The sequence below is a fragment of the Edaphobacter acidisoli genome, assembly GCF_014642855.1.
Lineage (GTDB): Bacteria > Acidobacteriota > Terriglobia > Terriglobales > Acidobacteriaceae > Edaphobacter > Edaphobacter acidisoli.
The window spans coordinates 1,203,338-1,216,629 of the sequence record NZ_BMJB01000001.1 but is presented as its reverse complement, the minus strand read 5'-3'; the positions used below and the strand labels follow the sequence as shown (position 1 = coordinate 1,216,629).

Annotated in this window: 12 protein-coding genes; 8 read left to right on the top strand and 4 right to left on the bottom strand. The window is 56.8% G+C overall.

The annotated features are described in order from the left end of the window. Nucleotides 1–70 precede the first annotated feature (70 nt). The 3 genes from IEX36_RS04925 to IEX36_RS04915 all read left to right on the top strand — a co-directional run bounded on the left by IEX36_RS04925 (nucleotide 71) and on the right by IEX36_RS04915 (nucleotide 3,433). Nucleotides 71–967, top strand: a complete 897-nt coding sequence (locus tag IEX36_RS04925; RefSeq protein ID WP_444542337.1) for an SCO family protein — start codon at nucleotides 71–73, stop codon at nucleotides 965–967. Between the two features lie 45 nt (nucleotides 968–1,012). Continuing rightward, nucleotides 1,013–1,387 carry a hypothetical protein gene (locus tag IEX36_RS04920; RefSeq protein ID WP_188758167.1) on the top strand — a complete coding sequence of 125 codons (375 nt, stop codon included), beginning with the start codon at nucleotides 1,013–1,015 and terminating at the stop codon, nucleotides 1,385–1,387. Nucleotides 1,388–1,528: 141 nt separating this feature from the next. Then, a complete protein-coding gene (locus tag IEX36_RS04915; protein WP_188758166.1) occupies nucleotides 1,529–3,433 on the top strand; it encodes an ABC transporter ATP-binding protein in 1,905 nt (634 codons plus the stop codon). Between the two features lie 66 nt (nucleotides 3,434–3,499). Here IEX36_RS04915 and IEX36_RS04910 read toward each other — a convergent pair whose 3' ends face one another. After that, a complete protein-coding gene (locus IEX36_RS04910) occupies nucleotides 3,500–4,108 on the bottom strand; it encodes a hypothetical protein (protein ID WP_188758165.1) in 609 nt (202 codons plus the stop codon). A gap of 340 nt (nucleotides 4,109–4,448) precedes the next feature. Here IEX36_RS04910 and IEX36_RS04905 point away from each other — a divergent pair, with 340 nt between their 5' ends. Then, nucleotides 4,449–6,272 (top strand): winged helix-turn-helix domain-containing protein, encoded by a 1,824-nt coding sequence (locus tag IEX36_RS04905; protein WP_188758164.1) that lies wholly within the window; start codon nucleotides 4,449–4,451, stop codon nucleotides 6,270–6,272. A gap of 13 nt (nucleotides 6,273–6,285) precedes the next feature. Here IEX36_RS04905 and IEX36_RS04900 read toward each other — a convergent pair whose 3' ends face one another. Further along, nucleotides 6,286–8,370: a S9 family peptidase gene (locus tag IEX36_RS04900; RefSeq protein WP_188758163.1), complete on the bottom strand. Its 2,085-nt coding sequence runs from the start codon at nucleotides 8,368–8,370 to the stop codon at nucleotides 6,286–6,288. A gap of 141 nt (nucleotides 8,371–8,511) precedes the next feature. Between IEX36_RS04900 and IEX36_RS04895 the strand changes: the two genes are divergently transcribed. The 3 genes from IEX36_RS04895 (at nucleotide 8,512) to IEX36_RS04885 (ending at nucleotide 10,791) form a co-directional block, all read left to right on the top strand. Beyond that, nucleotides 8,512–9,210: a DUF4142 domain-containing protein gene (locus tag IEX36_RS04895; RefSeq protein WP_188758162.1), complete on the top strand. Its 699-nt coding sequence runs from the start codon at nucleotides 8,512–8,514 to the stop codon at nucleotides 9,208–9,210. 67 nt (nucleotides 9,211–9,277) lie between these two features. Then, entirely contained in the window at nucleotides 9,278–10,090 is an 813-nt protein-coding gene (locus IEX36_RS04890; RefSeq protein ID WP_188758161.1) for a TPM domain-containing protein, read from the top strand. Between the two features lie 119 nt (nucleotides 10,091–10,209). Continuing rightward, on the top strand, nucleotides 10,210–10,791 hold the full coding sequence (locus IEX36_RS04885; RefSeq protein ID WP_188758160.1) for a LemA family protein: 582 nt from the start codon (nucleotides 10,210–10,212) through the stop codon (nucleotides 10,789–10,791). 87 nt (nucleotides 10,792–10,878) lie between these two features. Here the strand turns inward: IEX36_RS04885 and IEX36_RS04880 are convergent, their stop codons facing one another. Beyond that, nucleotides 10,879–11,226, bottom strand: coding sequence for an STAS domain-containing protein (locus IEX36_RS04880; protein ID WP_188758159.1), 348 nt, complete (start codon nucleotides 11,224–11,226; stop codon nucleotides 10,879–10,881). Nucleotides 11,227–11,240: 14 nt separating this feature from the next. Further along, nucleotides 11,241–11,681 (bottom strand): ATP-binding protein, encoded by a 441-nt coding sequence (locus IEX36_RS04875; RefSeq protein ID WP_229668720.1) that lies wholly within the window; start codon nucleotides 11,679–11,681, stop codon nucleotides 11,241–11,243. Between the two features lie 294 nt (nucleotides 11,682–11,975). Here IEX36_RS04875 and IEX36_RS04870 point away from each other — a divergent pair, with 294 nt between their 5' ends. Next, the gene (locus IEX36_RS04870) at nucleotides 11,976–13,256 is read left to right on the top strand and encodes a magnesium transporter MgtE N-terminal domain-containing protein (protein ID WP_188758157.1); all 1,281 of its coding nucleotides are present in this window, start codon (nucleotides 11,976–11,978) and stop codon (nucleotides 13,254–13,256) included. Nucleotides 13,257–13,292 lie beyond the last annotated feature (36 nt).

Sequence of the window (13,292 nt, the reverse complement as noted above, 5' to 3'; positions counted from 1 at the left end):
CGTCCAGCCAAACTAACCCCCGCCGCGGTAAGTCTTATACAACAAGTATCATCGAGAGAGGAGCTTTTTCGTGTTGCGTAAATCTTCTGTGTTGCTTGTTCTTGCCCTGGGTCTTATTGCCGGATGCCATCGATCTTCAAATTCTGCTGCATCGAGCGCAAGCGCTGCGCAGAAGACATTCACGATTCGCGGTAAAGTCGTGAGCACAGATCAGGGCAGTGTCATGCTCGATGGCGATGCGGTGCCTGGCTTCATGGACGCGATGACCATGCCATACAAGCTGAAGGACCCGAGTGTGGCAAGCGAGCTTCATCCTGGCGACCATATCACAGCCACCGTGCTTGCCGATCAGGAAGAAGATGGTTTCCACGATGTTCGACTGGACAACATTGTTGTCACGGCGCAGGCGCGCCCAGACTATAAGCCGGCAGTGCAGTACCATGTCCCGACTCCTGGTGACGTTGTGCCGAACTTTAAGCTGCTGAATCAGAGCGGGCGCACCATCGACTTCGCAGAGTTCAAGGGGAAGGTGCTGCTGGTTACTTTTATCTATACGCGCTGCCCGTTGCCGGACTTCTGTGTGCGGATGAGTCGGGACTTTGCTACTGTCGATAAGGACCTCTCCGCTGATCCGGTGATTTATGCGAAGACGCATCTGCTCAGCATCAGCTTCGACCCGAAGTACGATACTCCGAAGGTGCTGCGCAGTTACGGTGGGGCTTATACCGGGCGCTATACGAAAGAGACTTTTGAGCATTGGGATTTTGCGGCACCCAGCGAAGAGGAGCTTCCGAAGATTACGCAGTATTTTGATGTGGGCGTAACGCCGGGCGACGCGAGGACGCTGACGCATTCGCTTTCGACTGTGCTGATCGGCAAGGACGGCAAGGTGCTGGCGTGGTATCCCACGAACGATTGGAAACCGGAAGACGTAGCGGCTGCGATGAAGAAGGCCGCGAACTCGTGATGGCGTTGATATTCTGATTCTGAATCCAAAGGAGCCTTTTGCGTCATGGCAAAACTTACGGTTGTCTTCGGTGTCCTGCTGGTGCTGCTTAGCGCAGGCGCCTTTGCTTTTGTCAGCCACTATCCACATACGTTGATTCCCGGCGCGTTTGGGGTTGTTCTTATTATTCTCGGCATGCTGGCGCATACTCCGGATGCGAAGCGGAGGATGCTTTTTATGCATATTGCCGTGACGGTTGGGCTTTTAGGATTTCTGGGAACGATTCCTGGGATCATCGGCATTGTGAAGCTGTGGGCAGGGCAGTCGGTTATTCGACCGGATGCGGCAAAGGTTCAGGCGCTGATGGGCAGTCTTTGCCTGATCTTTGTGCTTCTTTGCGTCCGATCGTTTATTGCGGCGCGCCGTGCGCGGCTTTCGTAGGTCGGCATAACGCGCACAAAAACTGTATCCCGGCAGATGCGGGATACATCCAATGCAAGGCGGGTTTGCAAGGCTGCTTTGTCATTGTTTTGTTGCGTCTTGTATTCCCGTTTGATTTGCGGCGTAAACTGCCTATAACTTATGGCTTCATACGGTCCATCCAGTTTCGGCGGCGGCATGAAGGCGGTGGATCGCCCGTCGCGTAGTCACGGCCGCGTAGGGGCATCGGATCAGGCTTCGCGGCCGAAGCCCAAGCTTAAAAAAGTTCTGCCCGAGGTTTGGGAACTCATCAAGCCATATCGCCCGTTGCTTGCGGGCAGTTTTGTGCTGATGGTCATCAACCGTGCCAGTGGGCTTGTGCTTCCCGCTTCAGCCAGATTCCTCATCGATAACGTCATGTACAAGCATCAGATGGGGCTGCTGTACAAGATTATCGAGGTTGTTGTAGCGGCGACGGTGGTGCAGGGAATCACTTCGTTCACGCTCACGCAGATACTATCGAAGGCGGGCCAGCGTCTGATTGCCGAGCTGCGCAAGAAGGTCCAGTCACACGTGGGGCGCTTACCCGTCGCGTTCTACGATGAGAACCGCACCGGGACACTGGTCTCGCGGATCATGACCGATGTAGAAGGCGTGCGTAACCTGATGGGGACGGGCGTCATCGACTTCTTCGGCGGCATCCTCACAGCGCTGTTTGCCTTCTGTTACCTCATCAAGCTGAGCGTGCAGATGACGATGATTACCTTCGTCCTGCTGGCCGCATTTGCCTTGATCCTGCAGCGTGCATTCAAGACCATCCGCCCCATCTTCCGCGAACGCGCAAAGATCAACGCTGAAGTCACAGGTCGACTCACCGAATCGCTCGGCGGCGTGCGTGTCGTCAAGGGCTATCATGCGGAGGCGAGTGAGGCGAACGTATTCGCCTCAGGTGTCCAACGCCTGCTTGCCAATGTGATCTCATCGCTCACCGCGCAGTCGCTCATGTCCCTTGCATCGACTGCGGTGATCGGCGTCGTGGGCGCGCTGGTCATGTTTATGGGAGCGCATCAGGTTGTTGCGGGGCGCCTGACCCCTGGTGGTTATGTCACGTACACCATGTTTCTCGCGTTTATGACCGTTCCCATCGTGCAGCTTGTCTCCATCGGCACGCAGCTCACCGAAGCTCTCGCCGGGCTGGACCGCACGCATGAGATTCTTGCTGAGAACGAGGAAGACTCAGAGACAGTACGGGTTCACAATCTCGCCACGATTCATGGTGATATAGCTTTTCGAGACGTGACCTTCGCTTATGAGCCGGGCAAACCTGTGCTGCACGGCATCAGCTTTGAGTCGAAGCCTGGGACGGTGACTGCGCTGGTTGGCTCTTCGGGTTCAGGTAAATCTACCATCATCTCGCTGATCTGTGGTTTTCATACTGCTACGACCGGACAGGTGCTTGTGGATGGGATCGACCTGGCTACGATTCGGTTGAGCAGCTATCGTCAGCAGCTTGGCGTGGTGCTGCAGGAGACGTTTCTCTTCGATGGGACGATTCGTGAAAACATTCTGTTTTCGCGCCCCAATGCGACCGAAGAGCAACTGATGAATGCCTGCCGCATTGCGCGTGTGGATGAATTCGCGGAGCGCTTTCCGGAGAAGTACGATACTGTCGTCGGCGAGCGAGGCGTGAAGCTCTCTGGCGGGCAGCGACAGCGGCTTTCGATTGCACGCGCGATCCTGGCTGATCCCCGCGTGCTGATTCTTGACGAGGCTACCAGCTCGCTCGACTCGGAGTCAGAGGCGATGATTCAACATGGTCTCAGCTATCTGATGCAGGGCAGGACGACCTTCGTCATTGCGCATCGCCTCTCCACCATTCGCCGCGCGGAGCAGATTCTTGTCGTCGAACAGGGAGAGATTGTTGAGCGCGGTACGCATGAGTCGCTCTATGCTCTAGGCGGGCGCTACTACGATCTCTACACCAGACAGCATGGGCTTGAGACGAATCTCTTTCTGGCTCCGGGCGAGGGAGACAGGGTTGAAGAGCCTGAGGCATCGAAGGTTTGATTCCTTCAATCTCATCTCTGAAAAATGCGGTCACGGCGAACCGTGACCACATGAGAGAGCATCGTGTCATTCAACGACGATGCGCGTTGCAGAGATCGTTCCTGTGATCACCTGGCCTGTAAATGTGCCGTCCAGGTTCCAGATCTTGAAGGTGAAGGTGCCGGAGTAGGTCTTTCCGTCGGGCGAGACGGTGTTGACCTCGTCGATGGTGAAGCTGTTGGTCGCATTTCCGGTGGGATTGCTGGGATTGAAGATCCATCCGATGTGATGGAGCTTGACGGTGTTGGCTCCGACAGACTTCCATACGCCGACGCAGACGTTTCCTCCCGCGGGTGCGAGATAGGCGCTTTCAAACTCGGTGCCGTCGGCGTGCCAGACGTCGAAGGTGTCGTTGAAGGTGCTGTTGTTGTCCGACTCGGTATAGATGACATGCCAGAGTCCGACGATGCTCCGGTTCCAGCCGCCGAGGTCTGGAAGCTGACCGCCTGCGGCGAGCATGGGAAGACGGGCGGCGCCTTTGGAGTTGATGGCTCCGAAGCTGCCGCAGGCTGCCAGGGCGTTGGTTGGAAGCAGAGAGGCTGCGGCAAGGACCAGCAGAGAGAGTCCGATGGACAACAAACGTCGGGCCGGATTATTTTCGCGGCCTTCATTCAATTTCAAGATGTTCCGATTCATGACAAGCTCCTTTTCTTCTCCAAATCCAGCTCTCTTCTTTGCCGGTCTGTTCGGAGTGGTCAGGAGTTTGAGACAGCCTCGCCAGAATTGCAATGGATAGCGGGTGAATGTTGCGTCCCCGTGCAACCTCTGTTCATTCATATGGTTACGTCAAGATATACCCTGATTTTCCAAGCCTGGCGCAGCGGACTTTTGGCATATATGGAACGGTCGGCTAGTGCTACACTCGTTCGTGCGGCAGAGACGGAGGGACTCTGTGCCGGTTTCCTACTCCAAATCTTCGGTCAGGTTTGGCCTCTTTGAAGTTGATCTGGAGGCGAAACGGCTTAACCGAAATGGCATGAGAATCAGGCTGGCCGGCCAGCCATTTGATCTGCTTGCAATTCTGCTGGAGCGCCCAGGCGAAGTCGTAACCCGCGAAGAGTTGCGTGAGCGGCTGTGGGGGCCGGAGGTCTTCGTCGACTTTGAGCATGGTCTGAACAAGGCAATGCAGAAGTTGCGGGAAGCGCTTGGCGATTCTGCGGAGTCGCCCCGATATATCGAGACGATTCAACGCACAGGGTACCGATTCATCGCGCCCGTCTCCAGCGAGACAGGCGGAGATGTCGCACAGAAGAACGGCAGTGCACGGCCAGGTGACGGCGAGACGGCACTCGCTGTCGAAGATCAGGATGAAGTAGCTCAGCCTTCTGATGAGATCTCTTCGCATCGAGTATGGTATCGATCCTGGAAGGCAGTGGCCTGCGTTGCAGTGCTCGGGCTCGCGGCGACCGCTGTCTGGATCAGTCATCTCCGGTCCCAGTCGTCCGGCTCGATTCACGCGATTGCTGTACTTCCGCTTAAGAACGCATCCGGGGATCCGAGCCAGACATATTTTGTCGATGGCATGACTGGAGAGCTGGCGACGATGCTCGTCAGAGATTCAACTTTGCGAGTAAGTTCAACAGCATCGGCTATGCAGTACAAGGGCAGCAATCAGCCACTGCCCGAGATCGCCCATGCACTTCATGCAGATGCGCTCGTTGAGGGTTCTATCGCTCGCACGCAGGAGGGAGTCCACCTGGCGGTGCACCTGGTGCGCGCAGATACCGGAAGAGTTATCTGGACCCAAAGCTATGAGCGAAGCACAGAGGCGACTGCATCCCTGTCAGATGAAGTTGCTCGTGAGATAGCCTCTCGGCTCCATAGCGTTGCGGCGCAGTCGGTAATCGTTCCTGCAGTCAGTTCTGCAGCGCACGATGCGTATCTGCGCGGCCGCTATTTCTGGATGGTTGGAAGGAATGATGAGGCCGGGAAGTACTTTCGCCAAGCGGTTGAGATTCAACCCGATTATGCGGCCGGATGGGCAGGGTTGAGCTCGTATTACACCGCAGGCGCCCTTGGCAACGGATTGGACCCCGAAGATGCTTTGCCACGGGGCAAGGCGGCTGCGCTGAAGGCAGTCCAACTGGACGATAAGCTTCCGCTGGCGCACGCCGCGCTCGGGGCGGCCATCTTTTTTAGCGACCACGATGGGGACGCCGCACTCAGAGAGGTGAGGCGCGCCACGGAACTCGATCCTGAATTGTCGGAGGAATACCATCTGCAAGCGCTGATTCTGTCTGCTCTGGGAAGATATGATGAAGCGCTGGCGGTGCAGAAGCGCAGCACCGCAATCAATCCGATCACGCATCCGGCGGCGATGGCGGAGATCCTTCTGATGTCGCGCCAATATGATCAGGCGCTGAATGATGCCCGCATCCGGCTCCACGACTTTCCTGATGCTCGGGATCTGCTTTCGAACCTGGTGGAGATTTATCACTGGAAAGGGATGGATCGAGAGTCTGCCGAGATGGTCGCGCGGCTCTACGGCCAGAGCGGCAAGCCGAACCCGGCGGTGATGCAGGTCTTTGCCGCTAAAGGACATCGCGGTGTGGTGGAGTGGATGCTGAATGAGCTGAAACAGACCGCGGCAAAGTCCCAGTATGTGTCTCCGGCGCTGCTGGCCCGCTACCACGCTCAGCTTGGCGAACGCGACGAGACGATTGCCCTGCTCGAGCGTGCCGCCGATGAAGACGATCCGAAGCTGGTCTTCATCCAGACCGACCCGTCCTTCGACTTCATTCACGAAGACGCGCACTATCGCGCGCTGCTCCAGCGGATCGGCCTCTGGTCAGGGAAATGAGCGACTGCCTGCTTTATTTTTCTATGCCTAACTGCGTCAGCAGAAACGCGTAGTCGAAGGCGATCTCTTTCAGATAGTCGTAGCGCCCGGATGCGCCGCCGTGGCCTGCGTCCATGTTGATGTGCAGCAGCAGGGGAGAGTCGTTCGTCTTCAGGGTTCGCAGCTTTGCCACGTACTTTGCGGGCTCCCAGTACATGACCTGCGAGTCGTTCAGGCTGGTCTTCACCAGCATCGCCGGGTACGAGCTCTGCTTCAAATTGTCGTAGGGCGAATACGACCGCATATATGCGAATGCCTCGGGTTCGTTCGGGTTGCCCCACTCTTCGTACTCGCCGACAGTCAGCGGCAGGCTCGAATCGAGCATGGTGTTCATCACGTCGACGAATGGCACGTGTGAAAGCACTACGCTGAAGAGATCGGGGCGCTGGTTGACGACAGCACCCATGAGCAGTCCGCCCGCGCTTCCGCCCTCAATGGCTACGCGGTCTTGTGCGCCGTAGCTTTTGGCCACTAGATATTCGGTGACGGCGATGAAATCGGAGAAGGTATTCTTTTTCACCTGCATCTTGCCGGCGTCGTGCCACGCATCGCCCATCTCGCCACCGCCGCGGATGTGCGCGTAGGCCATGACGACGCCGCGGTCGAGCAGCGACAGACGCGATGGACCAAAGCTGATCGGCAGCGGATAGCCGTAGGAGCCGTAGCCGTAGACGTAGACGGGATTCGTTCCGTCGCGCTTGAAGCTGTCGCGCCGGTAGACGAGTGACACAGGCACCTTCACGCCGTCGTCTGCTGTCACCCAGAGCCGCTCCGATGCGTAGCGAGACGAGTCGAATCCTCCGGGGACTTCTTGTTGCTTGAGCAGTTTTGAGGTTCCGGCGTGGATGTCGTAGTCATAGACTGAGGCTGGCGATACCAGCGACTGATATGCGTAGCGGAATCTCTGCGTGTCGAATTCGCGGTTGATCTGAGCGCCAGCGCTGTAGGCGGGCTCGGGGAAGGCGATCTCTTTTGATTCGCCGAGTGCGCCATTGGCGTTCATCAGTGTAACGGTTAGAACAGGCAGGCCGAGCTTTCGGCGTGTGCTGGCCGTGAACGATTGGAACACCTCGAAGTCTTCGAGGGGATTCTCGGGGTCGAGCGCGATCAGTTCCGTCCACGATTCGCGCCCTCCTCCGTCTACGGGCACTGTTACCACGCGGAAGTTTTTTCCTACGTCGTTGGTGCGGATGTAGAACAGACCGTCGCGGTGCTCGACGTAGTACTCCTGCTCGTCCACGCGTGGGGCGATGACGAGGAAGACGCCTCCAGGCGTTGTTGCGTCCAGATAGCTGTACTCGGTTGTGGTGTGGCTGCCTGCTTCCAGCAGCAGATATTTGCCGTCGCGCGTCTTGCCGATGCCGATGTTGAAGCGCTCATCGCTTTCTTCGTAGATCAGTGCGTCGTCTATGGCGGCGTCTCCGAGGCGATGGCGGAAGAGTTTGTCCTGGCGCTTCGTTACTTCGTCTTCGGTGGTATAGAAGAGCGTGTGCGAGTCGGCAGCCCAGGCGATGGAGCCGGTGCGCTCGGCAGTGTCCGGCAGGTCGTTTCCGGTGTTCAGGTCGCGGATGTGCAGGGTGTATTGTCGGAAGCCGGTGTTGTCGGTCGAATAGGCGAGCTTCGTGCCGTCAGGGCTGACGGTTAGCGCACCGAGTGACATGAAGGGCTGCCCCTCGGCCAACTTATTGACATCGAGTAAGATCTGCTCTGGCTGTGACTCGTCGTACTCCGATCCCGAAGCGGTCTTCCGGCAATAGATAGCGTATTGGCTGCCTTCGACGGTGCGGATGTAGTAGTACCAGTTGCTGTCGCGGTACGGGACAGATTCGTCGGTCTCCTTGATGTGAGACAGCATTTCGGCATACAGCTTGCCTTGAAGCGATTCGGTTGGCTTCATGATGGCGCTGGTGTATGCGTTTTCCGCTTCCAGGTATGTGATCACCTCAGGTGAAGACTTGTCCCGCATCCAGCGGTAATCGTCTTCGAGAGTTTGTCCGTGCAACGTTGTGGGCGTAGGGTCCTTGCGGGCGAGCGGGGGCGTAAGGGCTTCTTGCGTCATTAATATTCTTGCTCCAGAACAAGAATACCGTGCTGGCCCGAACCTCACAGGGCAACCCTTTCGTGTGTGCGCTACACCAAATTGACTAGACGAATATAGGCCGGATGGGGTTACACTTGTCGGCCAACAGGAGCGTGGGCCATGAAATCGATTGGGATTCGCGTTGTGATACTCGGTGCGGCAGCTTGGATACTTCCGGGGTACGCCATTTGCCAGATGGACTCGACCGCTGTTCTGATCTCTTCGGCGCAGACGAGTCAACCGGGCCAGCCAGCGTCGGAGCAGATTACGCCTCCGTCCGAACAGGATTCAGCTCAGAACGCCACCGACAACAGGCAGGTGGTGCGGGACAAGATGTTCCTGCGGGGCGCGGCAGAATCCGGCATTGCGGTTGGGAAGTTCAGCCAGCTTGCGGTCGAAAAATCTCCCAGCGACGATGTGAGGGCTTTCGCACAGAAGATGGTGGACGAGCATGCGAAGATGAATGCAGATCTTGGCCGTGTCGCTGACTCGCTTGGCATCATGATGCCAAAGGAGATGAATAAGGCTGATAAGGCTGAATACACGAAGCTTCAATCTCTCTCCGGTAGCGATTTTGATAATGCTTATCTCTCACTGATGGTGCGGGAACACCATCGTGCCATGCGTGAATTCCGTATGGAGTCGAATACGGTCAACGACGCCTCGTTGCGCGAGGCTGTGGATAAAGATAAGCATGTTATCCACGAACATCTGGTGGAGGTCAACAAACTTGCGCACGATAAGGGTGTGCCGATGCCGGAGCATGCCCATAACCCTGAGCCGTCTCCTGCACCGCCATCGACGCCACCTTCCATTTAGTGCGGCAAACGTTCAGGATGCGAATTGTATGTAGCAGAGATATTTGCTCGGCGTAAAATAGCTTTTGATGAAACGCATTTCGCGTTGGCTGGCAGTCGCCGTTCTTTTGTTTGTACCGTCAGCCTTTTTGGCGGCTGAGTCGGTCGATTCGCTGCCCGCGCCAGTTGGCTATGTTAACGACTTTGCCGGTGTTCTTTCCCCTTCCACCATTCGGAATGTAGATGATCTCTGCGAGCAGGTTGAGGTCAAGGCCCACGCGCAGATTGCCGTAGTCACCATCAAGACGCTCGACAATAATCAATCCATTGAAGAGTTCGCCACTGCGCTTGAGGATAAGTGGAAGGTCGGCGAGCGGGGCACTGATCGCGGTGTTTTGATGATCCTTGTCATGACGCCGCGTCGTGGCCGCATTGAGGTGGGCTATGGGCTGGAAGGCATCCTGAACGACGCCAAAGTAGGAGATATCGGGCGTTCGATGGTGCCTGCGGCATCGCGTGGAGACTACAACACTGCTGTACCCCTCGGCATCGGGCAGATTGCACAGATTATTGCTTCGGATGCAGGTGTTACGCTCACGAACGCCCAGACAGCACAGCCCGTGCAGCAGTACAACTATTCGTCGCAGCCCGTTCACATCAGCCTGGCCGAGTTGATTATCGGCGGCGGGTTGCTGCTGCTGGTGCTCATCTTTTTGATCAGCACGGGCAACACCGGGCTGATATGGTTCCTGCTGGGCAATCTGCTCGGTGGCGGCTTTGGCGGCGGCCGGGGTCGAGACGACTGGAACCAGGGTGGAGGATTTGGCGGTGGCGGTGGCGGAGGATTCGGTGGTTTTGGTGGTGGTAGCTCCGGTGGTGGAGGCGCCAGCGGCGACTTTTGATGTTTGGAACCAGAAGAGCAGGGAACAGCAGGTCGAGTGGTAACGTAAGTAAGCCAGTTGCCAGTGATTAACCGAATAATGGGACGGATGGAAATCCAGCCAAAGGAAATTGAGACATTATGAAATCATTATGGATCGTACTTGGGGTTGTAGGGCTTCTGATTCTTGTGCTGCTGCTTGGTGCGGGCAGCTATATCAGCACAAAGAACACACTCGTCCAGAAGAATGAGGCCATTGAGCAGCAATATGCGCAGGTGAACGTGGTGCAGCAGCGCCGGCTTGACCTGATTCCGAACCTGGTGGCTTCGGTGAAGGGGTATGTCGCCGAAGAATCTACCGTGCTGACAAACATCGCCAACGCCCGGGCAGCCATTACCAGCGCGCCTGACCGTGCGAGCAGCATTGCCGCCAACACGCGGATGGATGTTGCTCTGGGACCGTTTTTCCGGCTGCAGGAGGAGTATCCCAACCTGAAGGGCAACGAGCAGTTTATGCGTCTGGAAGATGAGCTGGCTGGGACGGAGAACCGCATTGCCGTCGAGCGCCAGCGTTACAACAAGGCGCTTGAGGACTACAACGTCTACGTCCGGCAGTTCCCGAACAGTATCTGGGCCAATATGGCAGGGTTCCACTATCGCGATGAGTACTTCAAGGGCAATCCAGCGAACAGCGAGGCCCCGAAGGTGGATTTCTCGAAGTAGCTGCTCAAGAAAGCAGGTGCAGCAAAAGGCCGTCGCATCCGCGGCGGCCTTTTTGCTCTACAGAAAAGGGAAACGATACTTCCTGAACTATTTGCTGAATGAGGAGATTGCCGACGCTTCATCGTCTTTCACGTCGAAGACGGTGTAGAGCTTCGTAATCTGGAGTAGGTCGTGGACCTTCTTGGTCAGGTTCAACAGCTTCAACTCGCCACCTGCGTTCTTCACGGTGGTGAAGGCGCTGACCAACTCACCGATGCCGGAGCTGTCGATATAGGTAATCTCGGCCAGGTTGAGCAGGATCTTCTTTGAACCCTTGGCGAGCACATCGCGCACGGCGTCGCGAATTGTCACGCTACCTTCGCCGAGAGTGATGCGGCCGCTTAGGTCCAAAATGGTAACGCCGTCGACGAGGCGGGTCTGTACTTTCATGCTCATGTGTAGTTTTCTCCTTAAGTCCCCGGCTGAGCCGGTGTGCGGTGTTTGATAAGAGTCAATTCTGTGCCGGGATGCAACTGGCGAAAGTTTACCTCATCCATAAAAGCACGGATAAGGAAGATGCCGCGTCCGGATCCACGCAGGATGTTCTCAGGCGCCAATGGATCGGGCAATGTGTCCGGATTGAGACCGGGGCCCTGGTCGGCGATGCGGACGATCAACGATTCCGGCGTGGTCTCAAATGATGCCGTGATGTGCTTTTTGGGATCATAAGCATTTCCGTGGAGCACGGCGTTAACTGCAGCTTCGCGTACGGCCATCGCTACATGGGAGGCCGTGTCCTCATCGAAGCCTGCCCGTTGGGCCGAGACCTCGGCTGTCTGCTCAATCTTGTTCACGCTGTCGAGGGACGAGTCGAGCGTGTAGCTGACGCGGCTTGTCGTTGGATCGGCCAAATCTTTCCCTGCGTGAACTCTGTGCCAGTCGTCAACTGCGGACAACAGCAATGATGGCAGTGTGCTTGTGGATTTCTCACTTGTCAAGACTTCCCGTCCCATCTGCTTCCCGTTCCCCATCCTGGCGACCTTCACTCCTGCTGGCAATATCGGCTCGCCGCGGAATTAACATGCGGTACGAGGAATATACGCAGGTTGATACCGGTAACACAACTTGCACCTTCTAGAGTGGCTGATCGCACGGCGGAGTCTCAAGCATGTAAAGTTTGGATAGAGCGCCCTGTTGAGCCGCCTATGACGAAACACCTCAGTCAACAAAAGACCAGCGTCGCTACCTTGATGGGCACCCCGATTACAGACGCCGGGGGGGCTGTGCATGGGCGTGTCCGAGAGGTCGTAGTCTCGCCTGCTGTAGATCCTTCGCACGTCTACGGATTGATTCTTCGTGGGGCAAAGAATGACCGCGGTGACCGCGATGTAATGGTCCTGATAACTGAGCTGATGCTGACTGCGCAGGGAGCGATGCAGCTTCGCGAGTCCGTCCGGCCCGGTCTGCTGCCCGATGACGAGTCCTATCTATTGCTGGAGCGAGACTTGCTCGATCAGCAGATTATTGATGTGCACGGTCACAAGGTCGTACGAGTGAATGACGTGGACCTGGTGTGGGAGTCGCCGCAGCAGCCAGGAGGTGATCTTCGGTTGCGCGTCGCAGAGGTTGAAATCGGCCTGCGTGGTGCTTTGCGGCGTTTGCTAAAGGGTCTTCCGGGTGCAATGGTCGCGAGAATTACTACACGACTGACTCCTAGCATTATTCCGTGGGACTTTGTCGACCTGATTGGCCGCGACCCTGCACGGCGTGTGAAGCTGAAGATCGAGCAGGATCGCCTCTCGCAGATGCACCCCTCGGATATCGCAGACATTCTGGAAGATCTTGCTCCGGCCGAGCGTCACGCTGTTTTTTTGAGTCTCGACGAGGAGGTTGCCGCTGAGGCGCTCGAAGAGGTCAAGCCGAAGATGCAACAGGCGCTTATCGAGGCGCTCGATTCTGAGAAAGTCGCCGACATTGTCGAGGAAATGGACCCTGCGGCAGCTGCAGACTTGCTCTCCGAACTGCCTGAGGAGCGATCGGAAGCCATTCTCGAAGAGATGGACCCTGAGGAGCGGCAGGAGGTCGAAGATCTGCTCGAGTTCTCAGGCAACTCTGCCGCGGGACGCATGACGACCGATTACATTGCGCTGCCCCAAAATGCCATCCTGTCCGATGCAGTCGAGGCGCTGCGCCATTTCGAGGGCGACAACGAGACGATCAGTGACGTGTACCTACTCGATGACGAACAGCGCATCAGTTCGGTAATTCCTCTGGTACAGCTTCTGCTCGCCACACCTGCTGCACCATTGGCCGACCTGCCCGGGGCTCACCTTGTTACCTGCGACATCGATGCAAATGGCCGCAAAGTAGCCGAATTATTCGACAAGTACAATTTGCGCTCACTCCCCGTGCTGGATCATGACAAGCGACTGGTGGGTGTCGTCCACGCTGAACAGGTGATTGGGCTCCTACGCGCCGAGCATTAAACGTAGATCAGAAAGAATTGGGAAGAAAAACGCGAC